The organism is Desulfosediminicola sp. (assembly GCF_048381775.1).
GTDB classification, from domain to species: domain Bacteria; phylum Desulfobacterota; class Desulfobulbia; order Desulfobulbales; family Desulfocapsaceae; genus Desulfopila; species Desulfopila ganghwensis.
The window spans coordinates 41,032-65,643 of sequence record NZ_JBLXGE010000014.1; the positions used below are offsets into that span (position 1 = coordinate 41,032).

General features: G+C 47.9%; 26 protein-coding genes, 1 tRNA gene, 1 pseudogene and 1 riboswitch. Of the genes and pseudogenes, 14 read left to right on the forward strand and 14 right to left on the reverse strand.

Annotated elements, in window-relative coordinates:
* On the reverse strand, window positions 1-639 hold the full coding sequence (gene thiE / locus ACN5NT_RS19710; RefSeq protein WP_419176599.1) for a thiamine phosphate synthase: 639 nt from the start codon (window positions 637-639) through the stop codon (window positions 1-3).
* A 40-nt stretch (window positions 640-679) separates the two neighbouring features.
* Window positions 680-1,492: a hydroxyethylthiazole kinase gene (thiM, locus tag ACN5NT_RS19715; RefSeq protein WP_419176600.1), complete on the reverse strand. Its 813-nt coding sequence runs from the start codon at window positions 1,490-1,492 to the stop codon at window positions 680-682.
* A gap of 172 nt (window positions 1,493-1,664) precedes the next feature.
* A riboswitch (TPP riboswitch) is annotated at window positions 1,665-1,756 on the reverse strand.
* Window positions 1,757-2,231: 475 nt separating this feature from the next.
* Here thiM and ACN5NT_RS19720 point away from each other — a divergent pair.
* The 3 genes from ACN5NT_RS19720 to ACN5NT_RS19730 all read left to right on the forward strand — a co-directional run bounded on the left by ACN5NT_RS19720 (window position 2,232) and on the right by ACN5NT_RS19730 (window position 3,265).
* Complete coding sequence (locus ACN5NT_RS19720; protein WP_136796833.1) at window positions 2,232-2,495, forward strand: RNA recognition motif domain-containing protein; 264 nt, start codon at window positions 2,232-2,234, stop codon at window positions 2,493-2,495.
* A 157-nt stretch (window positions 2,496-2,652) separates the two neighbouring features.
* A complete protein-coding gene (locus ACN5NT_RS19725) occupies window positions 2,653-2,856 on the forward strand; it encodes a cold-shock protein (protein ID WP_136796834.1) in 204 nt (67 codons plus the stop codon).
* Window positions 2,857-3,190: 334 nt separating this feature from the next.
* A tRNA-Gly gene (locus ACN5NT_RS19730) sits at window positions 3,191-3,265 on the forward strand.
* 123 nt (window positions 3,266-3,388) lie between these two features.
* On the opposite strand, the gene ACN5NT_RS19735 is transcribed toward ACN5NT_RS19730, so the two are convergent.
* Both ACN5NT_RS19735 and ACN5NT_RS19740 read right to left on the reverse strand, forming a co-directional pair.
* Complete coding sequence (locus tag ACN5NT_RS19735) at window positions 3,389-4,384, reverse strand: hypothetical protein (protein WP_419176601.1); 996 nt, start codon at window positions 4,382-4,384, stop codon at window positions 3,389-3,391.
* 572 nt (window positions 4,385-4,956) lie between these two features.
* Window positions 4,957-5,541 carry a coenzyme F420 hydrogenase/dehydrogenase beta subunit N-terminal domain-containing protein gene (locus ACN5NT_RS19740; RefSeq protein WP_419176688.1) on the reverse strand — a complete coding sequence of 195 codons (585 nt, stop codon included), beginning with the start codon at window positions 5,539-5,541 and terminating at the stop codon, window positions 4,957-4,959.
* Between the two features lie 408 nt (window positions 5,542-5,949).
* Between ACN5NT_RS19740 and ACN5NT_RS19745 the strand changes: the two genes are divergently transcribed.
* Complete coding sequence (locus tag ACN5NT_RS19745) at window positions 5,950-6,279, forward strand: hypothetical protein (protein WP_419176602.1); 330 nt, start codon at window positions 5,950-5,952, stop codon at window positions 6,277-6,279.
* Between the two features lie 405 nt (window positions 6,280-6,684).
* On the opposite strand, the gene ACN5NT_RS19750 is transcribed toward ACN5NT_RS19745, so the two are convergent.
* The 7 genes and pseudogenes from ACN5NT_RS19750 to ACN5NT_RS19780 all read right to left on the reverse strand — a co-directional run bounded on the left by ACN5NT_RS19750 (window position 6,685) and on the right by ACN5NT_RS19780 (window position 14,609).
* On the reverse strand, window positions 6,685-7,440 hold the full coding sequence (locus ACN5NT_RS19750; protein WP_136796838.1) for a glycosyltransferase: 756 nt from the start codon (window positions 7,438-7,440) through the stop codon (window positions 6,685-6,687).
* Window positions 7,441-7,656: 216 nt separating this feature from the next.
* Window positions 7,657-8,553, reverse strand: a complete 897-nt coding sequence (locus tag ACN5NT_RS19755; protein WP_419176603.1) for a DUF808 domain-containing protein — start codon at window positions 8,551-8,553, stop codon at window positions 7,657-7,659.
* Between the two features lie 108 nt (window positions 8,554-8,661).
* Window positions 8,662-9,621, reverse strand: a complete 960-nt coding sequence (locus ACN5NT_RS19760) for a hypothetical protein (protein ID WP_419176604.1) — start codon at window positions 9,619-9,621, stop codon at window positions 8,662-8,664.
* A gap of 295 nt (window positions 9,622-9,916) precedes the next feature.
* Window positions 9,917-10,792 carry a formate dehydrogenase subunit gamma gene (locus tag ACN5NT_RS19765; RefSeq protein ID WP_136796841.1) on the reverse strand — a complete coding sequence of 292 codons (876 nt, stop codon included), beginning with the start codon at window positions 10,790-10,792 and terminating at the stop codon, window positions 9,917-9,919.
* 107 nt (window positions 10,793-10,899) lie between these two features.
* Window positions 10,900-11,487: pseudogene (gene fdh3B / locus ACN5NT_RS19770) on the reverse strand (formate dehydrogenase FDH3 subunit beta).
* A 38-nt stretch (window positions 11,488-11,525) separates the two neighbouring features.
* Complete coding sequence (locus ACN5NT_RS19775) at window positions 11,526-14,342, reverse strand: formate dehydrogenase subunit alpha (protein ID WP_419176605.1); 2,817 nt, start codon at window positions 14,340-14,342, stop codon at window positions 11,526-11,528.
* Between the two features lie 57 nt (window positions 14,343-14,399).
* Window positions 14,400-14,609: a twin-arginine translocation signal domain-containing protein gene (locus tag ACN5NT_RS19780; RefSeq protein WP_419176606.1), complete on the reverse strand. Its 210-nt coding sequence runs from the start codon at window positions 14,607-14,609 to the stop codon at window positions 14,400-14,402.
* 865 nt (window positions 14,610-15,474) lie between these two features.
* On the opposite strand from ACN5NT_RS19780, the gene ACN5NT_RS19785 reads away from it, so the two are divergent.
* From ACN5NT_RS19785 to ACN5NT_RS19830, 10 genes are all read left to right on the forward strand, one after another.
* The gene (locus ACN5NT_RS19785) at window positions 15,475-15,795 is read left to right on the forward strand and encodes a (2Fe-2S)-binding protein (protein ID WP_217907720.1); all 321 of its coding nucleotides are present in this window, start codon (window positions 15,475-15,477) and stop codon (window positions 15,793-15,795) included.
* A 2-nt stretch (window positions 15,796-15,797) separates the two neighbouring features.
* Entirely contained in the window at window positions 15,798-16,058 is a 261-nt protein-coding gene (locus ACN5NT_RS19790; protein ID WP_419176607.1) for a twin-arginine translocation signal domain-containing protein, read from the forward strand.
* 15 nt (window positions 16,059-16,073) lie between these two features.
* Entirely contained in the window at window positions 16,074-17,945 is a 1,872-nt protein-coding gene (locus ACN5NT_RS19795; protein ID WP_419176608.1) for a xanthine dehydrogenase family protein molybdopterin-binding subunit, read from the forward strand.
* 25 nt (window positions 17,946-17,970) lie between these two features.
* On the forward strand, window positions 17,971-18,576 hold the full coding sequence (locus ACN5NT_RS19800; protein ID WP_419176609.1) for a nucleotidyltransferase family protein: 606 nt from the start codon (window positions 17,971-17,973) through the stop codon (window positions 18,574-18,576).
* Between the two features lie 290 nt (window positions 18,577-18,866).
* The gene (locus ACN5NT_RS19805; RefSeq protein ID WP_419176610.1) at window positions 18,867-19,259 is read left to right on the forward strand and encodes a hypothetical protein; all 393 of its coding nucleotides are present in this window, start codon (window positions 18,867-18,869) and stop codon (window positions 19,257-19,259) included.
* Complete coding sequence (locus tag ACN5NT_RS19810; RefSeq protein ID WP_419176611.1) at window positions 19,243-19,803, forward strand: hypothetical protein; 561 nt, start codon at window positions 19,243-19,245, stop codon at window positions 19,801-19,803. Before ACN5NT_RS19805 ends, ACN5NT_RS19810 begins: the two co-directional genes overlap by 17 nt.
* 21 nt (window positions 19,804-19,824) lie before the next feature.
* The gene (locus ACN5NT_RS19815) at window positions 19,825-20,232 is read left to right on the forward strand and encodes a putative zinc-binding protein (protein WP_419176612.1); all 408 of its coding nucleotides are present in this window, start codon (window positions 19,825-19,827) and stop codon (window positions 20,230-20,232) included.
* Between the two features lie 567 nt (window positions 20,233-20,799).
* The gene (locus ACN5NT_RS19820; protein WP_419176613.1) at window positions 20,800-21,075 is read left to right on the forward strand and encodes a hypothetical protein; all 276 of its coding nucleotides are present in this window, start codon (window positions 20,800-20,802) and stop codon (window positions 21,073-21,075) included.
* Window positions 21,076-21,305: 230 nt separating this feature from the next.
* Window positions 21,306-21,701 carry a hypothetical protein gene (locus ACN5NT_RS19825; protein ID WP_419176614.1) on the forward strand — a complete coding sequence of 132 codons (396 nt, stop codon included), beginning with the start codon at window positions 21,306-21,308 and terminating at the stop codon, window positions 21,699-21,701.
* Window positions 21,702-21,908: 207 nt separating this feature from the next.
* The gene (locus tag ACN5NT_RS19830) at window positions 21,909-22,358 is read left to right on the forward strand and encodes a hypothetical protein (RefSeq protein WP_419176615.1); all 450 of its coding nucleotides are present in this window, start codon (window positions 21,909-21,911) and stop codon (window positions 22,356-22,358) included.
* Between the two features lie 209 nt (window positions 22,359-22,567).
* Here the strand turns inward: ACN5NT_RS19830 and ACN5NT_RS19835 are convergent, their stop codons facing one another.
* The 3 genes from ACN5NT_RS19835 to pstB all read right to left on the reverse strand — a co-directional run bounded on the left by ACN5NT_RS19835 (window position 22,568) and on the right by pstB (window position 24,608).
* Window positions 22,568-22,834, reverse strand: a complete 267-nt coding sequence (locus ACN5NT_RS19835) for a hypothetical protein (protein WP_419176616.1) — start codon at window positions 22,832-22,834, stop codon at window positions 22,568-22,570.
* Between the two features lie 151 nt (window positions 22,835-22,985).
* The gene (locus ACN5NT_RS19840; RefSeq protein WP_419176617.1) at window positions 22,986-23,669 is read right to left on the reverse strand and encodes a hypothetical protein; all 684 of its coding nucleotides are present in this window, start codon (window positions 23,667-23,669) and stop codon (window positions 22,986-22,988) included.
* A gap of 117 nt (window positions 23,670-23,786) precedes the next feature.
* Window positions 23,787-24,608, reverse strand: coding sequence for a phosphate ABC transporter ATP-binding protein PstB (gene pstB / locus ACN5NT_RS19845; RefSeq protein ID WP_419176618.1), 822 nt, complete (start codon window positions 24,606-24,608; stop codon window positions 23,787-23,789).
* Window positions 24,609-24,612 lie beyond the last annotated feature (4 nt).

Consider the following 24,612-nt stretch of genomic DNA (forward strand, 5'->3'; position numbering starts at 1 on the left):
TTAAACGATCCTTTTTGCTGAAGTCACCTGCTGCAATAGCTCACGGGCCGAAGCCTCGGGACTTTCAGCAGCAATGATCGCCGAAACCACCGCCACACCATCTGCGCCGTGCTGAATGACATCGGCTGCATTGGCAGCAGAGATCCCACCAATGCCCACCAGAGGCAGTTGTACGTTGTCACGGATTATTCGAACCCCTCCCAGGCCAAGAGGCTTGGCAATATCTGTTTTAGTCGCTGTGGCAAAGACCGGGCTGATGCCGATATAATCAGCCCCTTCCAGCTCGGCCCGCCTGGCGTCAGCCAGGGATTCCGCCGATATACCTATTATCTTCTGGCCTCCCAGCAAAGAACGGGCATCCTTTATATGCATGTCATTCTGGCCGAGATGCACACCGTCTGCATCGCATGCAAGTGCGACATCCACGCGGTCGTTGACAATGAGCGGGATCCCAAGTGGCCTGAGATGTTCAACCAGCCCCCTTGCCTCCTCCACAAATTGGCGTGTGGGCAGATTCTTCTCCCTTATCTGCACGCAACTTACTCCACCGCTGACTGCAGCAACCACGATATCTGCCAGATTACACTCTCCGGCCATCTCCCGGTCTGTAACCAGGTAGACTGAATAGTTCAGCTTCATAAAGTGCTTCCTTTTCAAATGCTGCAAGACTCGAATTTGTTCATGGACAAATTCGACAGCCTGTGCGGAGATCTTCCGGCGTAATTGTGTAGAGACTGTCAAGAAGGTTGACCATGAAGCTCCCCGGTCCTTTGGATATTTCACCTGCCATTTCTCCAGCCAGACCGAAATAGGCCAAAGCTGTGGCGGTAGCCATGACCGGATCATCGTCTACCGCATTGAAAGCACCAATTATGGTTGTTGCCGCACAGCCGGTGCCCGTTACATAAGGCATCAGCTTATGCCCGTTTTCAACGCGAAGCACCCGCATGCCATCGGTAACAAGATCCACCGGTCCGGTAACTGCCAGGGTAACTCCTAGCTCCCCGGCAAGAATCCCTGCAACGCCTGCCGCATCTTCCACGGAATGAAGCGCATCGACGCCTCGTGTTTTAGAATCAGCATCACGCAATGACAGTACCTCTGAAGCGTTACCGCGGATCACGGTTACCTGCGTATCAGCAATAATTCGTTTGGCGGCAGCAGTACGAAGTGCAGTTGCACCCGAGCCAACCGGATCAAGCACTATCGGAGTGCCCAATTCGGACGCTTTCCTGCCGGCCTTCACCATTGAATCGACCCAGGCATCAGTCAGGGTGCCAATATTGAGTACTAACGCTCCGGCAAAGCCGGCCATCTCCTCAACCTCATTTTCGGCATGGGCCATGACAGGCGACGCCCCTGCCGCCAGAAGCACATTGGCTGTTGAATTCATCACCACAAAATTGGTGATATTATGAATAAGCGGATTATTAGCTCGAACTTTCTGCAAGTTTTCTGCTGCACGTTCAGCAGGAGTGCCGTTCCGGGACATTGGTTCCCTCCTCGGTAAATTATTGCCGTTGGAGCTGGCAATATCTGCACAGCAAACGCCCATGACAATCTGGTGTTTACAGGCACGTTAAATGAAAACAGGAGGCAACAGAAAAAGAGATGTCTGAGCGGGATTGCTCAGCCGAAAACCGATGAAGAATCTGATATGAATACAACAATCATCCGTGCATCCCTACGCTGGCGTTAACCAGATCAGGTTCAAAGGGTATCATCTCAGGCTTATCAGCCACCCCTTGCAAATTATATTGAACATTTATAGAATATCATAAATGGAATGTCAAATGGTTGGTTGACAGCGAAACTACTCACAACATTTGCGTTAATACTCCCTGCAACCTGTGGCACTCATGCAGCAACCCCAAACACCTAACATGACTTATCCGTTGACAATATCTAAGGAGACATCTATATTTCTTAATGTATTCTGCTGAAATTATACAGCGTCGAAATCGTGTTTCTTCCAGGCCGAAAATCGCGGGTTTAATCCCTCCCACCCGATACTGCCCGACACATTCATGGACACCTGAAAATTTCACCAGTGGCAGCAGCAATAGCTTTCTCATGGGGACTATCAGCTTACCGGTATGGCCTGGATTCTGACACCCTCATTCTATAAATCAAGATCACGCTTCGTGGTTCTCGACACCTTACTTGCGGCCCTATCGCATTTTGTTGCCGACAACATTTCGCCGCTGGTCACAGCAAACAGGAGATCCTGAGTGAAGCTCTTTATAGGCAACCTGCCCTATGATATCAGCGAGAGCGAGGTATTAGCTCTATTTACCCAATACGGAGAAGTCGTCAACGCAAACCTTGTGACTGACCACTTCAGCGGACGATCAAAAGGCTTTGCCTTTATTGAAATGGGGTCTCGAAGCGAGGGACATAAAGCCATGGAAGATCTCAACAGACACGAGTATAAGCACCGTCAACTCGTTTGCCGTGAAGCCAAACCTCAGAAAAAAGGAAAGAAACGCAGATAAAGCCGTTATCATACGGTACTGCTTTTTGAATAAATAGCAGAAATATCAGTACAGAATTAACCCGTGAAGCGGGTTAAGACTCGATATCCTGGAAAAGAGAATATCGAGTTTGGAAAACGGGGCAGTTTCGCCCCACACTAACACAGGAGTTGTCACAATGGTTGAAGGAACAGTTAAATGGTTTAATGATGCCAAGGGATTTGGATTTATCGAGCAGGATGGTGGAAAGGATGTCTTTGTTCATCACTCCGCAATTCAGACTACCGGCTTCAAATCACTCGCAGAAGGCGAGCGCGTGAGTTTTGAGGTCACTGAAGGCCCTAAAGGCCCTTCAGCCCAGAATGTAGTTAAGATCAAATAAACTGCCAGAGGGGGTTGGCTGCAGAACAGCCAACTCCTTTGACACTGTAGTGATTTGATATACCTCGAAGTAACTTACTGTTTCCCGTCTTTCAGAGCAGCCTTCCTGTTATTCCAGAAGAAACCAGTTCTTAGCTTAGAGACCTAAGATTCACCCGGTTTTGATATTTCCTGCAGTTCAAATACAAGATCAGCCTCAGCATTAGCAAACGAAATACGTCGTTCTGATCCACTTTACCTGGTAATTGCCGACCCTGCCGAATTTCATACAAAAACTACCACAACGTCTTAGTTGACAACCCCAAACAAGAACTTTATACTTCTTCAACTTTCTTGCGGGAATAACTCAGTGGTAGAGTGTCAGCTTCCCAAGCTGAAGGCCGCGGGTTCGACCCCCGTTTCCCGCTCCAGAATTGCCAAAGGCTTACGATCTATTCGTAAGCCTTTTTTGTTTAAAATAAATTCAGCAGCCGATGCAACGGAAACGATAGATGTTTCTCTACCCTGCAATCTACAATCTTATTCACCCGGAACTAAAAATAGTATCCCATCTTAACTAAAGCAGAGTAAGACTCCCAATCCGCCCCGTTGAATTTGCTTTTGTAAATTGTGCCATCGGCCGCATAGGTTGTTTTTGTCCCCGAATCAGTACTCATGTTGTAGTAATAGAATTGAAGTCCCAGATACCAGTTCCTGGTAACGTCATATCGATATTCAGTATTGAGACTGACACCGCTGCCATCCGCATCATGCTCGAAGCTTGTCGGCTGCATCAAATCTTCTCTCAGGTTCCAGGTCGCGTCAGCCTCATAATCAAGCCAGCTATATTCAAACCCGACTATAAGACTGTGCTTTACAGCTGGTCTCCATTCCAGCTCTATTCCGATCCAGGGCCCGCTCCAGTCACTGTCGTAACTGCTGTCCAGCCCGTCAAACGGTCCTGGGGGCCAACTGATTCCATCCTCATCAATGTATAGCTCCTGATAGCCATTGGTCATTTCAAACTCCTGGGTGTGGAATGCGTAGCCAATCACCGGGATGAAGCGCCAATACGTACCTGGTTCCTGAAGAGCTACATCAAAGCTATAGCCCAACCCGAAACTCCCATCAAAAACTGAACCGTCGTCTGTATCTGCATAGGAACGTGAATATTCCATTGTCCTGTTATCGCCCTCGTAATCCGAATCGCGACTGTCACCGGAATAAATTGTGCCAATTAAAGCATGTGCACGGAAATATATATGGGTTTCAGTACACCAACGCACATCACCGGTCAGGACCATGCTCTCCACAGAATCCCACTCCAGCTCTGACAGAACGTTTGGAGTGCCCTCAAAACCAGCTATGGTAAAAGAAAGTTGGTCGTTTCGATACCCCAAACCAATGCTGACTTCAGGCAAAAAAACAGGTGTACTGTTTTCATCATTATCATTCGCGAATACCACCCGCTCCAGGGCCATTACAGTGATTATGGGCAATAGCATGTAGATTGCGACCAGCACACGTCTTTCTGACCATTCTTTAATCATTTAATCCCCCCGGTTCTTGAGATGTTTTACAATAACATTCCAGCAGTATTTAAAATGATATGAAAAGCGATCGAACTGATTTGAGAGCGTGATATACCCGGGCTCAAAAAGAATCGTGAGCCATAAAAACTACAACCGTATCCCAGTCTCCCTGCCTCCCTGCATTTGGCGTAGCGAAAACTGATCCATTTCCATGCTATTACCGAATATTAGACAAGTACGTCTCTTATGCACCACTATCAACAGAATCAGAACAGTCACCAATCCTTCATACCCGATAGCACCCGGCAGCTTCCCTTCACACCCGGCTTACAAAAGCTTGAAGCGTCGCCGTTTTAAAGACTGTCTGATACGGATCAAGGGCACCCTAAAATCAGAAGACAGGAATTTCCATAAAGGTAAACGAACTACTTTCTTTTTCCCCAGCTTCATAAGCAAGGAATCTATCCTTTCCTTTATTTTTTCCGCAGAGACAGTTTGAGGAGCCTTTCTGTCGCAACTGGGTTCCAGGGTGGTAGCGCAATGTAGCCCAATAATTACATTATTTTTTTAAACAAGGCCGGAACTTCATGCTAAAGCAGCCGAAGGCCATGCACCTGACAGGGCAAGGCGACAATAGCATAGCGACCCGTTAAATTGCGTAATTTCGCCAACAATGAATTAACCGGGATTACAACATATTTTGACTGCTGGCTCTGCCGTATCTCATCGTAACCTTTCGCGATATATAATTCCCCGCGGCATGGATTTTCGCGACTCATCCTGGTAACGATACAACCATCAATCGTTCCCTCTTTCTGCATGTTCCACAAGAGGGCGGATACTACGCCGCCACTGGCTCCACCGGTCCTGAGTTTTTCATCGGTCGCATAACCAATAGTCGACTGCAGAAAATGGTCGTCAAAATCTATAGTTGCTTCTTTATGGCCAAAGGTTATCTCAGACAGTTCTGCAAAATTTACACTGCCGCCCGCACAAACCTTGGCACAAAGTCCACATTGTACGCAATTGTCGAGATCGATTTCAGGATAGTTGTCCTTATCGAGGCTCAAAGCACCATTGGGACATACACCAACACAGGTTCCACAACGGGTACAAAGATCCTTTTCTGTAAAAGCTATATAGAGAGGGTGATTCGGTGGAAACCTGGCAGTTATTGTTCATTAAGTGACCTGCAACCTGTAGAGTTTGGGTGGCGGCCTTCGTTGATTTTCACTTTATTCACTGACAATTTGACATCCTACCACACATATAGAGCAGTCTCAATGTTACTCTTACAATTTGTTATACTCTTCCATGAGCTGCTTAGTTCAGGAAACGTGTCACCCACTGAGTGACGATACATTTTCCTTGCTCCCCTTTTCGCAACAGACCTATCAAGTTAAGTCATTGCCTCAAGATGACGATTCAACACTGTGACAAATTGGAATAAAAACGGACAAATACATTAATTTTACTAGTATTTTTACCCTTTTCTCGGCTACACTATGGCAAATCTGAACTTTTTTTATTTCGCCGCAAGTTCGAGGACAACACTCAACAACAATTTATGGAAGGGACACGTTATGAAAAAAACACTTGTTTTGCTCTTGGGCTCAGTTTGTATGATTTTTTTTGTTACCACAGCAAGTGCAATGACATATGTCTGCACCAAAGATGGTAAAGAACGCCTCATCACGGTGGTATATGATATTCAGGGAAGCAATGTTCCCTGCGAAGTGACGTACCAGAAAGAGGATGAATCTCTCCAGGGTTTGTGGCGGGCACAGAATACCGAGGGCTACTGTGAAGGCAAGGCTGCAGAGTTTGCCCAAAAGCAGGAGAGTTGGGGATGGCAATGTGAAATGGTCGAGGATGTCCCTGCACCCACTGCAGAAGACAATACAGCCCAGTAAGGCGACAATTACTTTCTCGGCATTACCAGGGGACAACGAACCCGGATTTCTCATCAGTACAGGCGGTGTCAGGTTCGTAGTTTTGGCAGTAAACTCCAGTTACCTCTATTTATTGCCAAAACAATGAAGAAGCTGGTACCGCATGGACTTACCTCCGGCGAACATTTTTCCCAAAAAACTACCGACGAAATATTTGTTCCGGCCTATCAATTGCTTAGTTTGAATAGTTTTTTGACAAAATGTTCGTGAGAAATCGGGCTAAGCCGCCCCTGAGCAGTCATTCCTTCAGGGCGGCTTTATAAAATCAAGCTTCACAGGACACATGCCAGACGGCAAGAAGCGCACCCGTCTGTTAGAAAAGAATCCTCCCAAAGGGGGATATTATGAACTCGAATAAAAGCTTCTTCAACACCAATAGTCTGATAGCCAGGCAGTGGGCTTGACGGTCTTATACCATTTCTTGTACCAGGGAACGGGTATTCCCCATTCACCGGCTATGGCCTCAGGCGGATTGGGATTACCGTGAAAAACAATGATCTTGGCGCCGTCGGGAATATGAGTGGGGGTAACAAAACTGTTCAGGATGCCTCCGGGCATACAGTGATCTTTAAAACTTCGACACCATTCTTCCGGGAACCAGTCAAAATTCCCTGCGCCTAAGGCTTGAGTGAGATAAACCTGCTCAGTTTCATAGTTTTGATAAACGTCCGCCTGATTACTGACCCACTGTGCAAGCAACTCCGGGTATTGTCCCATTTCATAGCAGATTACCGAACCCTGCCCTATATTTCGCCCCGGCTGGGACCAGTTCTCCGGCATGGCAAGTCTATCTGAGTAGCTGAAAAAGCTGTCAATGTTGTCAATTATGACCACATCAAGGTCAAGCATCAGGATCTTGCCTTTGATATCCTGATATTCCTTACCAAACAGAGCCAGCTTTCGCCAACACTGACATTTTTTCTGATATTCGGCTGGTGGTTCTTTGAAGTCCGGCAGCGGCAGTACTTCCACGCCATCGACTATTCCATCCGACATCTCTGTAAAGCAGATAAAACGGAAAGGCAGGGTAATATTTCGTTTCACCATATTGTAGAGGTTATTGACATACTCTACTCCGAACTTGTCCCCCCATTTCATACAAATGACATTAACCGGTTCCACGAAACCTCCATAAAGGTTGCAATGCCTTTTAATTTGAGATGAATTTGACGAAATCGTTCTCTTCATCAACGATGAAGGACCATCCACCAAAGCTAACCAATTAACAGATCCATTTCAACCATTTATTGGTCGTCGCGGCCACCTTTCACAAAGCTGAATATCAGCTTGTAATATTGGGGATTATTGATGAGAAAAGAGAGTGCCATTGAGCCTATATCAGTTGGTTTTCCTAACTCTTTTACGGATTTTCCCTACTCCCAGCTGTATCACAAGTGCCACACTGCCAACCAGGACACCAATGACCAGGTTTGCGAAAAATCCCGGCACAGCCTGCAGGTAATGATGTATCAACTCTACATTGTGGGTGAACATGCCGCCCCCCACCAACAGCATCGCCACTGTGCCTATCACAGCGAGTGCACGAATAATGCGTGGCAGTGAAACAACGAGCAGTGACCCTGTTGAGGATATCATTTTTTTCAACATTCCCTTCATGGCAGCGGCCCGTTTGATGAGGTAAAAACCAACATCATCCATCCGAACCAGCAAAGCAACAATCCCATACACGCCAACTGTTGCCAGTAAGGCGATAAAACTCACCACGAATATCTGTAGTACAATCGACTGGTCCATCACCGTCCCCAGAGCGATCATGATGATCTCGATGGAGAGAATAAAGTCAGTTCGAACCGCCGAACTGATTTTTGCTTTTTCAATTTCCAGTAATTTCGCCTTGTCTTCAACCTGTTCCGCGGCTGGCTTGTGACTTTCATCTTGCCTATGAAAAATGTAATGATAAACCTTTTCCATACCTTCGTAGCTCAGATAAACGCCACCTAAAAGCAGGATAGGAACAATAAGCCAGGAGGCATATGCACTGAGTAAAAACGCCAGCGGCAAGATCACCAGTTTGTTAATAATTGAGCCACGAGTAATGGCCCAGATCACCGGCAACTCCCGTGACGCTTTAAACCCAGTTGCTTTTTCAGCATTTACCGCGAGATCATCGCCAAGTATCCCTGCCGTTTTTTTGGCAGCTACTTTGCTCATCACCGCCGCATCATCGAGCAGCAGCGCTATATCATCCAGTATTGCAAAAATTCCACCTGTCATTCCAGTCTCATTGCGTAATTTTAGGCCAACTGACCAACAGTTTTCAGACTATGCCCAAACTGCATCACAAAGTATTGATTTTATATCATTTTCACACTCAGCTTGCCACTATTCCACGTGTAAAACAACAAAAATCCCATAACGGTGCAGTCTCTCTGCCAAGCTGATTTCTGCCAAAGTGATTGCATTGCTCCCTTCCTCGCTTTTTTCATCAACCCGGACATTCATCCAATTTAAACATAACGTGATACTCCCCATAGTAAGTGAGGAAGAAGGTTTCAGCATCACATCACTCAGATGCCTTAATGCATCTTTCGGGTAACTTAAATCCTCAAGTCGTTTTTCTAACTCAGCCTCAACTTTTGCCTTGGATGTTTTTGCCTTTTCAAGCTCCTCCAACATTTCAGGGTCGGGAGTGGCGAATCGGGAGTGCAGGTTGCTTCTCCCATTCAGGATCTGGATGAAGCCAGCCAGATAGTCCCGTTTCTGTCTGAGGTCAGATATTTCTGCACGAAGGTTGGTTATGTTTTCCATGGCAACAGTTGCCAGCACTTCAAGACCGCGATGCACCATTCCCGCCCGAGCCTGGTCGAGGTCCGGTGATGGTGAAACGATTCTATGACCTGAAAAATTTACAGTATGCTGAACCACGTCCCGCTGAATCAGCTCACCATGCTTTTCATGGCCAAACACCGTTTTTTCCTCTTTATCCATGGTGAGCAGTCCTATTGCATCTCCCCGGAAACCGCTTCTTCTGAGAACCTCTACATCGGGGCTGTTTTTAAGCAGCACCTCCACATCTTCAGCCTTGGCAAAAAGAGCACGAATCTCGGGTTCACTGCTATAGCTTTGCCTGCTCAATCTGACAGGGCCCGGTATTCTCCCTATTATCTCTGCACAGTATGAGGACGCTTCCTGCACCGGTTGCCGTAACAGCCGTTGATAATGGCCAGCCCTCCGTATCGATGGATCAGCAATGTCGACGATCTCTTCAATGGTTGTTTCGAGACTCTCCCGTTCTTCTCGTTTTTTCTGGAAACCTTGTAGCAACCTGCTCAGTGGGTTCATTTCGTCACCTCCCAGCCAGCGCCTACAGAAAACAGCATTACCTCTACACTAACTACGAAAGATCGCCTTTATGCCAACCCGGCTTTCTCAGCAGTTCAGGCGGCGTACTCTTCGATGAGCATTCTGCTCGAAAAAGTCCAAGGTCATCATCATGATAATGTCCTAAAATCAAATATTTTTTTTCCATTTCGACAAAATACTCATGAGAAATTCGAACTATGGGAAGCTTAAATGAGCACACTGCCTGCAAACTCGGCAGGCAGTGAATCAGAGGAGGATTGCAAGCGTAACTGTACTATTCGTACTTATACAAGCTATGCAATAAATCGAGCTCGGCCTTGGATCTGTAACCTGTGGTAATTGAATGTACGGCACCCTTGATGGCAAAAATTGTCATGTAAAGATGAGTTAGAAAAACAGATATCAAGAACGCGCCGAGAACGTTGTGAATAAGCGTGTAGATGCGAACCGTATCAAGGCTTGCCCCGAATGACCAGATTATATACCCGGTATACGCCATTACCACGCCACCGACAGTGGAACCCCAGAACCACATCTTCTGGCCTGCATTGAACTTCCCTGCCGGGACCGGTTTCTTGTCCTTGCTTAGGTACCCACCCATGATAATTACCCATTTCAGGTCATGCAGTGCCGGCATCATATCCTTTATCCAAACAGCAAACATCATTGGCGCAGTAACTGTGAAAATAATCGCCGCCCCAATATGAAAATAACGGCAAATGCGAATAAAGAAGCCTCCTCCCAGAAAGCTTCCGAAAATTATGAGCAAACCGGTAATAGTCAGAATACTGAAAGTAACCGCAGCCACCATATGAATCTTACGGCACAGGGGAGGAAAGATCAGCACTTTCGGCTCATGGGGAAATTCCATCGGCCCAACCAGCAGATAGTGCCCCAGAAACGCCAGGGGAACCAAGGTGATTACCGCAAAAAACACATAGCGCAGAATATCGAGTATGACATTGGTAAACAAGGCCCCGTATTGCTGCCAGTCCCCGGCAATATATTTCATCAGTTCCCTGAAATAATCTGCTGATGAGCCTGGAAACAGAACCGCCAGGGGATTAGCGCCGGAAATTTTCGTTCCCAAGACAAAACTGATCATTAGAACACCCACGACCAGGGTCGATATTGAAATGGCGCGTCGCATAAGAGACTCCCTCCATTTATTCAGCCGGGTTCCATCTCACATCCAGAGCCCGGCACCAAATATCTTTCCACGCCAGGTTACAAAGTATTACGTTCTGCTATTCTCAATTATTTTCTTTTATAGGCCCTGTCCCAGCCCCAGGCATTTGCACCGGAACCGCGTTTGAAGACACGTTCCCGATACACATCCGCCACGATATCAGCGTCTCCTGCCAACAGGGCCATGGTCGCGCACATGGCAGAGCAGAGTGGCGGCTTGCCTTCGGCAATGCGGTTCTGGCCGTAGAGTTTTTCTTCTTTCTTGCTGAAGGTCTCTTCAGGCCCGCCGGCACAAAAGGTGCACTTGTCCATAGCTCCCCGGGCACCGAACACTGCACCTTCAGGAAACTGCGGGGCACCAAAAGGACAGGCCATGAAGCAGTATCCGCAACCAATGCACGTTGGTTTGCTTACCAGTACAATTCCGTCTTCACGTTCATAGATGGCGTCCACCGGACACACAGCGATGCAAGGCGCATCAGCTCAATGCATGCAGGAGACAGAAATTGATTTCTCACCAGGTTTCCCCGAATCCAGGGTAATTACCCGGCGCCTGTTGATGCCAACCGGAATATGGTGCCCTTCCTTGCAGGCCACAACACAGCCGCCGCAATCTATACAGCGATCGACGTCACATAAGAACTTCATTGTTGCCATTGTTCTTCCTCCACTCTGTTTACCCAGGCCAGCTGCACCTATGCTTTGGTAACATTACAAAGACCATCCTTTGTGGACTGAATCTGGGTTATGATGTCGTAGCCATAGCCAACAACCAGATTCGCCGGTTCACCAATAATAATTGGTTCATTCCCTTCCGGATATTTATCCAGCAGCGACTCACCCATAAAGAGGCCACCAAAGTGAAACGGCATAAAGATGGTATTTTCGTCGACCCGCTCGGTATAAAATGCTTTTACCTTGATCCTGCTGCCTTCGTATGACTCGATCCACATCATGGCGCCATCGCGTATGCCGAGATTACCGGCCAGCCGTGGATGGATTTCAGCATACATTTCCGGCTGCAGTTCCGAGAGATATTTGTTCGAGCGGCTCTCTGCACCTGCCCCCATATGCTCAACCACACGCCCCGTGGTCAACACATATGGAAATTTCTCGACAATCTCAGGTTTCTGCTCACTGGCATAGCGAGTATCTATCCTGAAATGATTTGGCTTATCCTCATAGGTTGGATACTTTTTGATCAGGTCAGGTCGTGGCGAATGCAGCGGCTCACGATGGATAGGTACCTGATCCGGGAAATCCCAGACCACACAGCGGGCGCGGGCATTGCCGAATGGCGCCATGCCCCTCCTGATCGCTTCCTTGATGGTCTTCTGGGAAATATCAGTCTTCCAGTTGGTACCCGCTACCACTTCTGAGAACTCAGGATAGCCGCCTCTCACTTCACAACCCGGGTTAAAGACGCCGGCCGCGGCAAGCTGATTTTCGGTTCGGCCGCTTGAATCATACGTCTTCTCCAGGCCGAAACGATTTCTAAATGGTAACCCGCCTCGTGCTACGGGTTTACTGATATCATAGAGAATAGGTGTACCGGGATGCTCCTCGGTCCAGCAGGGCCACGGCAGGCCATAGTATTCCCCGTCACAGGGACCGCCAATGGCTTCCAGGGTATCGATATCGAAGCTATGCCAATTCTCAGAGTGTTTTTTCAGACGTTCCGGAGTCTGGCCGTTATAACCAATGGTCAGGGCCCCCTTGTTCAGCTCTCTGGTGACATCTTCCGGAATCTCTTTGATGTTCTTGTAAAATTCATCTGCAAAACCGAGGCGCTCCACCAGACCAGCCATGATCGTGTAATCATCGCGACAGTTATGGACAGGATCGACCACTTTATTGCGCCACTGGAGCTGCCGGGAGGTCGAGGTTACACTGCCGCTGGTCTCATACTGGGAGGCAGCCGGCAGCAGAAAGACGTTATCCTTTTCGCCAAGCACCGCCCCCATGGTGGGAAAGAGGTCAACGATGACCAGGAGTTCCAGGGTATCATATGCCTTCTTGACCCTGGCATATTGTGAGTTTGAGTTTGAGCCGCACCCCCACTGCAAAAGGGCCTTTATGGGAGTGTCCTGATGAATTTTGTCCCCATCGGCTAAAACACCGTCATACCACCTTGAGAGTGTGAACCCCCTTTTGTTCATCCACTCTTTGGCGGGGAATTTAGAAACGATGTAATCATAATCGACATCCCACACCCTGCACCAGTGCTGCCATGAAGTATCACTGAGACCGTAATACGCCGGCAGATTATCCGGGAGCACACACATATCAGTTGCGCCCTGTACATTGTCATGGCCACGGAAAATGTTCGTACCACCGCCAGATTTACCCATGTTACCCAGTATCAACTGCAGTATAGAAAAGGAACGGGTCATGGATGATCCGATCGAGTGCTGAGTCCCACCCAGACACCAGGTCAGACTGCCAGGCCTGTTGCGGGCAAGGAGCCGTGCCACCCGTGTTACTTCTGCTGCCGGAACACCTGTAATATCCTCCACCACCTCCGGAGTATAATGCGCTGCGACCTCCTTCATCTCCTCGTAGCCTGCGACTCTGGTGCGTATAAATTCCTTGTCCTCCCAGCCATTAGCGATAATAACATTGACCAACCCCATTATCAGGGCTGTATCGGTACCTGGACGGATGCGGAGATAGTCGGTAGCCTTTGCTGCCAGCTTGGTGCGGCGTGGATCAACCACGATAACAGGGGCATTATTTCTTTCTTTGGCATACAGAATATGCTGCATTGCAATGGGATGAGCTTCAGCGGCATTTGAACCAACAAACAAGAGACATTTCGCATGCCGCATGTCGTTCAGGCTGTTGGTCATTGCTCCGTAACCCCAGGTATTGGCGACACCTGCCACCGTTGTGGAGTGTCAGATTCGAGCCTGGTGGTCAATGTTATTAGAACCCCAGAAAGCGGCAAATTTCCTCTGCAGATACGCCATCTCGTTGGAAACCTTGGCCGATCCGTTAAAATGTAAGGCATCAGGACCGTCTTTCTCACGAATATCGAGGAGCTTGCTGCTGATCTCATCAAGAGCTTCATCCCATGAAAGGGTTTTCCACTTACCGTTCACCCTTTTCATAGGATTCTTCAGCCTCTTGTCGCCGTTGACCATCTCGATAGCCCCTGCCCCCTTACAACAGTGAGCCCCCCTGGAAATGGGGTGATCCCGGGCAATCTCCTGACGGACCCATACACCGTTATGTACTTCGGCGGTAACACCACAGCCTACAGCACAATAACTGCAGATTGTCCGTACTTTCTTCGAGCCCTCGTATGGGGAGTTAGCGGCAGATTCGGCAGAGGCCGGCCGGATCAACTTGCTGGTGAGAGCGGCACCACTCAGTGCCGCAGTTGCAGCTGACAATTTCAGAAACGAGCGTCTGGCCAGTTTCGGGTTCAGCGTTACACGTTTTCCTGGGCTGCCTGGGCTGACGGAAGAGCTGTCTGCCCGAGCGACTTTCCTGGTCAATTTTCTAACCATTGTCAATGTCTCCCTGGCTGATAATTTCTGTCAACAAATGGACTTTAAAGTAAACAATCAGGAATAGAGTTTTTTGTAATATTCCCTGAACTCTTCAGTCTCCCTGTAAAGTATTTCCGGATGCTTGCCTGGGCCTTCTGCACCTCCTTCACCCGGATGGTTTTGTGCTTTAGACTTTCCACCCGTTGCGGCCAGAGCAGTAGCAGCAACGGTTCCCGCCAGAGCATGTTTAAGAAATGACCGCCGTTCCTTTTTGACTTCGTTCATTATTTCCTCCTGCAAGACTGGTCTGAACCGGTATGAAACACTGCCAATATCTGCGATCAGGCAGTGCAGGAAATCAGTTGAAAGTTATAGGAGTACATTTGCGGTGAGCTTAGCTCAATGGTAGCAGACAAGTATAAGATCAACAAGAAACAACAGACTTTCAAATGCAGTGTTACCTTTGTGTTTATAGGCTCTCCAGCCATGCATCCTCTTTGCGGCACCGATAATTCAGAACCAGGAATAGATAACCCCTTTCCAGCCATCGCAGAGTATTCGATATCATATGGAAAATTTCATAATCTGCCTTGACCTGTCTTTAACGTGACACAGATTGAAATCGCCTATTGAGATCCTTGGCCTATGTGAACCGCTCAAAATCTACCTTCAATACCACATTATCAGCGAAAAGAGGTGTCAACGGCGTGAAGCCACATAAAAGCTTATCAGATGCAACACCTGATGAGCCCATACTACTTTCGACAAAGGGAAACCGGCTGAATCCGCTCCCGGTGAGGAGAGGGGGAAGAGCACCGGAACGAAGGGCTGCAAACTTAAAAGCAGCACGTGGTGGTCCTAAAGGCGGAACCACTTCTTGCAAAACTCATTTGACATGGAGATGCCGGGTATACGATAACGATTAGAGAACTACGCTCTCTTACTCTTTCATTTCAACCTGCCACTATTCTCTTTTAAGCTACTCAAGCTCACACAATTTGGAGAAATCATGATTTCGTTACAGGTCAATGGTACGCTCCAGCAAGTAGAAGCAGACCCGAAAACCCCGCTTCTATAGGTGTTCCGCGACACTCTTGGTATCACCAGCGTGAAATATACCTGTGGGATAGCTCTCTGTGGAGTTTGTACCGTGCTTTTAGATGGTGAAGCCATACGGTCCTGCTCAATCACCCTGGAAGACGCAAAAGACAGTGAGATTATCACAATCGAGGGACTCGCGGATGAGCACCCTGTCAAACTCGCCTGGCTGGAAAAGCAGGTGCCGCAATGCGGTTACTGTCAGCCTGGTATCATGCTGCAGACTGTCGATTTTCTCTCCCGGCAGCCCAGCCCCACTGACCAGCAGATCAATGAACAGATGGATGATGTCTACTGCCGGTGTGGGTCTCATCCGAGGATAAAAGAAGCCATTCATATGGCAGCAGACTTGAGCAAAAAACAAGGAGGCTGATTATGACCAGCAAACTCACTCGACGTGCATTTTTAAAGAAAAGCAGTCTGGTAATTGCAGCCTCGGCTCTTCCCGGAGACTGTCTGCTGCTCCGGGTCAGCCCAGCCATGGCCAGGGAAATATCGCATTTCACACCCCACGCCTTCGTTGAAATCGCCACCGACGATACAGTCACGGTCTGGATAGGCCAGACCAACCTCGGCCAATGCACTCATACCGGTATATCCTTGATAATAGCAGAAGAGCTTGATGCTGACTGGTAAAAGGTCCAGCCCAAAATGGCACTTGCCGGAGAAGACTTCAAAGATCCGTACTGGGGCATGCAGGTAACCGGTGGCAGCACCGGTATTCGTCATCGCTGGGATATGTTTAGAAAAGCAGGGGCTGGTGCCAGACAGATGCTGCTTGAAGCTGCCGCAAAGAAGTGGGATATAGCTCCGGCAAAACTTTCCACTAGGGAAAGTACAGTTATTCACCCTGACGGGCGCACCATCAGCTATGGGCAGCTGGTTGATGCTGCTCAAACACTTCCCTTCCCTGAAAAACCTGCCCTGAAGGCCCCTGAAGACTACCGTCTCATCGGCTCCGATAAAGAGCGATTTGATATCCCTGATAAAGTCGCTGGCAAAACGAAATTCGGGATCGACCAGTTCCAACCGGATATGTGTATCGCCTGTGTTTCTCGCCCCCCACGATTTGGCGCAGAACCGGAATCTTATGACGAGGAGGCGGCCATGTCGGTGACCGGAGTAATCAAGGTGGTGCGATTCGCAAACAGAGTCGGAGTCTGCGCCGAAAATACCTGGGCTGCCATGCAGGGCCGTGAAAAGTTGAATATTCAATGGACACCAGGCACAATGCCCGATCTTGATTCCGGGATCATCAAAAGGAGCTTTCAAGAGGGCCTTACCAAACAAGGCGCAGTGGCCGAAGAAACAGGGGATGCCGCCAAAGCAATGATTGAGGCCGACGTCACTGTCGACGGAGATTACACTTTTCCATACCTTGCCCACGCAGCTCTTGAGCCTATCAACTGTACCGCCCATGTGGAAAAGGACCGCTGCCGGGTATGGGTTCCCACCCAGGGGCAGACTATGGCCCAGATGATGGCAGCAAAAATCACCGGGCTCCCGGATAACAAAGTTGAAATTATGACAACTCCAGCAGGTGGCGGTTTCGGGCTACGCAGCGAACCAGATCCGGTTGAAGATAGTGTTACCCTCTCCAAAATAGTTGGTCTCCCTGTCAAAGTGATGTGGACAAGAGAAGATGATTTCACCAATGACTATTTTCGCCCAGGCGCAGCCACCACGATCAAAGCCGGTCTGGATAAAGAGGGAATGCCCATCGCCTGGATCCAGAAAGTTGTCGCACCGTCAATAATGAGCCGCTTCGCACCCCAATCTGTAAAAAACGGCGTTGACTCAACCGCTGTACAGGGGATTCCAGACATGGTCTACAAATTGCCAAACCGGCATGTGGAATATGTCATGACTGACCTGCCCATCCCGGTCGGTTTCTGGCGCTCTGTTGGCTACTCCTACACCACCTTCAGTGTCGAGACAATGATGGATGAACTTGCCGCCAAGGCAAACAAAGATCCGGTGGAGTTTCGTCTCAGCCTGATGGAAAAAGATTCAAGACCTTACCGCGTGCTACAGCTTCTTGCTGACAAATCCGGCTGGGCTGACACTGTGCCAGTCGGCAGGAGTCGGGGTGTCGCCATCGCAGAATGTTTTGGCTCATCTTCAGGCTATATGGCGGAGGTCTCCGTTGATGAGGACAGTGGCGGGATCACGGTACAAAAGCTGGTTGCGGTTATCGACTGTGGGCTTGCAGTATTTCCCAATGCTATCAAAGCTCAGATGGAAGGCGGAGCAATCATGGCCCTCAGCGCAGCTTTCCATGAAGAGGTCGAATTTTCAGGTGGAGGCGTAATTACCTCCAACTATGATGACTATCCGATCCTGACCATGGCTGAGGTACCGGAGATTGAGGTGCATATTGCCCAAAGTGTTCACCCCGTCGGCGGCACCGGTGAACTGCCCGTACCTCCCCTGGCTCCCGCCGTTGCCAATGCAGTCTTCAAAGCTACAGGCGTAATGCTCCGGGATCTGCCATTTAAAACCGACTTACTCAAAAAAACGTAACAGTATTTCCAAGGCAATAGGACCTATGACAAACCATAAATCCGGAGCACTTATTCTTGCCGCAGGTCTTTCTACCCGAATGAAGGGATTCAAACCCCTTCTACGGGTGGGAGACAAACGGTTGATCGAACATGCCATCACTCTATTTGAAAATCTGGGTATCCCCAGCGTTACCGTAGTCGGTAATCGGAGCCAGGAGCTTACGCCTATTATTGCCCAAACCTCATCTCGCCCTGTTTATAATGATAATTTTCAGGATGGCATGTTCTCTTCAATCCAGTGCGGAGTCAAAGAGCTCAAAGATTGTGGCGCATTTTTTTTGTTGCCGGTCGATATTCCTCTGGTTCATCCAGCAACGCTCAAAAAGCTGCTATATGCCAGAGATAATGATGCCTCCCGTCTCATCTACTACCCACAGTTCCTCGGCAGGAGAGGACATCCTCCACTTATCTCAGCGAGGCTCATACCCGAGATTCTCAACTATAATGGTCAAGATGGCATGCGTGGCCTGCTGCGAAGATATACAGATAAAGCCCTTGCGGTGCCTGTGGAAGATCAGTTTATAACAATTGATGCAGACACCAGAGAAGACGTATTGCATCTGCGTGAACAGTTTCTGCAGACTTTTTGAAACCAAATGACTTCAATGTAATTCTTCACCATTACCTTCCTCCTGGATTTACCCGATTACAGTAAAAAATGATTGTTCCGGCAAACGAGTACGCAGATCTGTGAAAATGGTCGAGTCGTAATTTTAAATCGTGGCAAGCAACACTTGCACCAACAACTAAAATAATGTTAATTATTTGACTTCATTGGTTTTTTACACAACCAATTATTACTCTATGCAGCTTGCATAGCGTGTTGCACCGTTGCAATTTCAGATGGTTCAGCCTATGACCTGGGGGGGGTAGAGATACTATGCTGAAATCAATCAAGGTTGTTGTGGCAGCATTATTTATCGCCTTTATTCTTGTACCGTTGGGCAAAAGCAGCAACGATACGGACAGTGCCACCACAATACCTCTACTGTTTTTTGCTATTCCATTCATTCTGGTATACGCAAAAGAACAATCTGTATCCACACCGTCCGGTTATTATTTTTTCACTCTTATTGAGCTAGCGGGATTGACTATTTTCATCAGTTATCTATGTCAGTTATTATTTGAACCTCATCTCCACCCTATTATTTTCGGCCTTCTGGTTCTCGTACTTTCTGCGTTATATATCATAATCCTTCTACTGGAAATCTATCAGATGTTCACCGCTTCTCAACCACCTTCAACTTACAGAAAAGATGAGCGGATTAGTTGAGCAGTGCAAAAAAATCATAGGTTACCTCTGGGGGAAGAAGGGAGAACTCCAGGATATGGATGCACGGGACGCGCTCCTCGCCAAAGTAGTGCTCGATATACACAGAAAGCGTACCCAATCCGATTTCGTCATGGTACCACTCTTTTCCCTATTGCCGATCCATCCAATCAACAGGGAAAATGCCCTGATTGCAACCCAGGCCAGAATTGATACCCTTACACAGCACCGGGATGAATTAACAGAAATCAAATTGCTTCCCAGGGATATTCTCAACCGCTACATGCCATCAGTTTCCGGTATTAAGACCGTCCGGATTTCTACGGGCTGTCACATTGCATTTGAGGGAAACGGCCGCCTCTATGCCCTGCAGAATGTGTTCAACCCCGGAGATGGTCTTGTGGTTGAAGTAGAGCAGTATCAATTTGACAACAGCAACACCATATGTCGCCGAATCGAGAGAGTCCGAAGAACGCATGGTCTGGATAAAATAGAATGCCCGGAATTCTCTACTACCAGCACCAACGATGCCAAAGGCCTGATGTGAAATCGAAAAACCATTTTTACTATGGATAAAACGTACCCGAAGAAAGAAATACTCTACATCTTACCTTGCCGTGGTCCATCGAACGCAGGCAGGCTTACCGTTGCTGCAACTCAGGAATTGGTTCTCGAAAAAGAGGGCCGCTGGCTCGACACTGAGCACATTGCGCTCTGCCAAAAGACAGAGGCAAACGGTCCTGAAATGCCACCAACCATAATTGTAGATGGCTGCGAACGTAGATGTGGAGCAAGGTACGCTGAACAGACCGGTCTCCAGGCTGATTTCCATCTGGTCCTCTCCGATCTGGGAATCGATGATAACGATCTACAGGAAAACTTTGCCGAAGCGCTTATCCTGGCAAAGGATGGTATCGTGGCAGAGGCCACTTTAGTCACCATGACAATTCCCATGATTCCTGGTTGTTGCTGTTAATGCTTTTTATGCTGTCCCTGCTCAATTAAACTCTCTTCATCTTTCGCTGCGTCACTCCTACCGACCATCCTGACAGTCCCTGGCCAAAGCAGCCATATCGGACCTAAGGCAACGAAATCACACCGCAATATTAAGCTATTTGACCTGCACAGCCTGCTTTTTATTTACAAGTTCCCATTCCCCTGCTATTTCAGGCGTGCCATAAAATCACATAAAAATTTGACTAATTTAAATATATTACAACTTCTACAGTACATCATCCCAGGAAGATGGGGATACGATGGTAACTCATATGCCCACCCCCTCTCTCACTAGTACCTGTTCAGAAATCATCCCAAATGAAAACCACATCTCTTTAAAGATTTTTGGCTTTTTCAAGTGCTATACTGCTAAGTTCAGCATCATTTACCGTCGCGGGCAAACAGGAGAACAAAACTAAGGAATCTCCTACCCGCTTTTACCAGCAATTCGACAAACAGCTTGGTCAATCAAGGTACACGCAGCCATGAGGCCAGATCAACCGCTGCGCCAGAAAATTGCAAAACGCGATCAACAGACAACTGGCAATTGACATTATCCCTCACACTTCCCAACTCACCTCAATGCCCCAGACACTCAGCGAAAAAATGGGGGGGGGAAGAACTCATCCCGGTGTTGGTTTTTGAAGATGTGACATTCATTGAGAAAAAGCACGGTTACCTCCTGAACAACGTGCAAAAGAGCCTGGTCGATCTCTACACCGAGATCAAGAAATACAGCGAAGACGTCAACGTAAACCGGGCTGCCAAGGGATTGAACAATGCTGTCATCAACCACGAACAAACATTGCCTATTACGATCTGATTCACTATATGGTGATCCTTGACACGCTCATGGGAGAGGCGGTGAATAACCTTGGAAAGAGGGAAACAGCACGCCAGGAAACCATGAAAGTGGCGAGATCTGGAACGGTTTCGTAGCCAGTTCCATCTCTCTGAGGCTCACCTCGCCCAATGGCCTAATGGCCTAATGGCATGAGCTTCGCAACTCCAGCGAAATGAAGCCGATTTCAGATGAATGGAGGCAGGAATTTCATGACGCGCCCGGTGTACTGGAAGCCCTGGACGCTATCCTGCTGGCAGATGACAAGCTGGAAACAACTGCCGAAAAGCAACATTCAACAGGATGAGAACACCCAGGAGCAGGTTCTTAACCCCCTGCAGCATTTCGCGGAAAAACATGAATACCTGAATGACATCAAGCCCGCACCATACCAGACCAGTAGATCGTGGTATCAGGAGAACCATTCACTTACCGGTGAACCCCAGAAGCAGGAAGCAATTTTCACGGCAGGAGTACAAAATGCTGAAGGTGTTTGCCACGTACTGAAAATCACCCTCTCCCCTATCCACACCGGCGGCGGCAACTGGAGCAAGGCTTCGGTAGATGGCTTTTACAGGGAAAATCGCATTCTGTGTGATCGCCTTTAGTTGAAATTAATTCAGGGAGGTTATGATAATATCTTTTCATGCAGCCTCCCTGATTTCTCCCGTCTGGGTTTCAATGCTGATTACAATTGCCCAACCCTCACCGGTTCTTTATATTAAAAGAGTTCACTCCCCACCCGAACTGATGGTCAGGCAAGGCTCAAACTCAACTTTTCGTCACTTTGATACGCTGATAGCTGAAAGATACTCATGACCAATCCAGATACTGACCCGCTTCGCTTTCGTCAACGCACCTTCATCGGTTGCGCACTTGCACTACTGTTTACAATTGGTGCTTGCACTTCTCAAGTACAGGATATTCAGTTTGAGACACGTTCTCTTCATTCTCTGCCAGCGCAGATTGAAATGGAAAGTACCGCCTCCGATGTTATTTTTGAAGTTTTCTCCAAATCGGGAATAGGCAGAGCTTCAATCACTAAAGCTTACGGGAGCTGGCCCGCCAAAACAATCATCCGCCTCCGCCTAAACAACCTCGAGGGCTTCACATTTACGGCTGCAGACAGAATTTTTCAGATAGACGAGTTGGAAATCAGGAGCGGCATTGACCAGAACGGGAAGTATTTTGATGTCTGCCTGGCAAGAGAAACATTCAGCGACGCCAATAGCATATTCTTTAGCTGGGTGGATTATTACAGGTAAACCAATGTGTTGGAGGGCATGCCGCGCGAGAAGGTGATACAGCGCAGAACGCACAACGCACAACAACCATTTCTTACCCTGAAAAATTATGCCCCACTTCAGGATAGGAAAACCCGAAATGAGGCAACCGATATCTCCTGCCACCCTGCTCTCATTGCAGCCCTGGCACAACCCACTTTGAGCGTTGGGCTATTGTATACTTCGAACATTTATTTTGACAGGCGCTCGCTGATTCTCTTATAAGCCTCTTTTAATTCATTACCTACAACTTTGGCCTTATCGAGATATTCTTCCGAGGTCTCCACTGCCTCGTCTGTGACATTTGCTGCCTTGTTTTTCAGCTGCTGCCACTTCTTTTCTGCCTCATCAAACTCCTCACGCACCTCCATAGAGCCGAGGTGAAGTTTGAGTTTCAAGTTGTCTCTTTCTGTTTTTAGACGCTCAAATAGTTTTTCAAAATCAGATGATACGGCCATAATCCACCTCCCGTTTGAGTTCAAACCATGATAGCAGTCATGCCTATCACTCAATTATACCACGACGCATATCCTAAGATGAAGAGAACCAGGTCACGCCAGAAAATACAAAAAAACTGAAACAGTATTCTTACCGGCCCTTGAGCGACACTTAACGTTTTGATTTCTTAATTTTAGTGTTTAAAAAATCGAAATTCGCCTGGGCTTCCAGAAAAGTGCAAAAGTTTCGTTTAACTTTAGGCAGCTTATAGTAGACGCCCAGAAAATCTTTGTTCGTCTGCTTGGCCAGTGTCGATGGGTCGAAATAGGGTTTTGCATTGTCAACCGTCAGCACAAAAGGTGGAAAACCGTTTCGAACCAGGATGTGACTCATGAGCAATGCCCCCGTCCTGTGATTCCCTTCAAGGAAGAGCTGTGGTTGACTGATGAGCATTACATAAACACCAGCCGCCTGAATCCAGGGAGAGTCATGCTTATGCTTTTTAGCCCATTTTTTAATAAGCCCGATACTGCATTTATCCTGATTATAAAAACGCTCGGTTGTTACTTTGATATGATGTTCAAAATCCTTTCTCTGTTTGGGATCCGGACCACAGAGAACAATATGATTGAGCTCCAGCAGATGATTCAATTCGTGTTTGTTCAGCAAACTCGAACCTTTTGTCAGGTGCTTATCCAGATATATGTACCCGGCCAGCATGTTCTCCAGGATAACATCCTCCAGCACCTCACGGCGCATCAGAAGAGTATCATTAATTTTGGCAAAATTTTCCTGAACGTTTCGCAGAGACCATTCTATCTCTTCGAGATTAAGTCGAAACTTATCTTTTGGCATCGTTATTCACTGAGTTCCGCACCACTTTTTTCGATATGAAACACGACCAATAGAATGGTGGTGAAATTTGCACAAAACAATTGCAATTGCAATCTCATATCATCGTCCTCCCTACCATTAGGAGAATTCACCGTGGAGGTACTCTTTGGTTAACTCTTCTTTCGGATCTTCAAACAGCTCCATGGTGGGCCGCATCTCAACCAGGTAACCGGTTCGGCCTCCATGGGAAATATCCACCGCAAAAAAGGCTGTTTGATCGGCGACACGTTGGGCCTGCTGCATGTTGTGGGTCACGATAGCCACCGTAAAACGCTTTTTCAAATCATGCATCAACTCTTCGATCTGCCTGGTGGCAATCGGATCCAGTGCGGAGCATGGCTCATCCATGAGCAGGACCTGCGGTTCGGTAGCAATAGCCCGGGCAATGCAGAGGCGCTGCTGCTGACCGCCGGATAATGCAAGGCCATTGCTTTTGAGTTTATTTTTCACCTCATCCCACAAGGCAGCACCCTTTAGAGCTTTTTCCACCTGTTCATCCATATTTCCTTTGAATCTGCTGAGACGCAAACCAAAAGCTACATTTTCATAAATGGACATGGCAAATGGGTTCGGCTGCTGGAATACCATACCTATATTCCTGCGAACAGAAACCGGATCGACCTTTTTGTCGTAGATATTCACGCCGTGAAACTGCACCTTGCCGTGGAACTGGAAGCCCCGAATAAGGTCGTTCATGCGGTTGATACTCTTGAGCACCGTGCTCTTACCACAACCTGACGGGCCGATAAAACCTGTCACCTGATTTTTGCGAATCGGTACGTGGCTGTTGCGCACGGCAAGAAAATCACCGTAAAATATTTTTTCAGCCTGGCAATCGAGCACTATGTTGTCTGAAAGCTCTGGAGTTTCGCCAGTATTTGTTGTCTGGTCTGGAGTCATAATT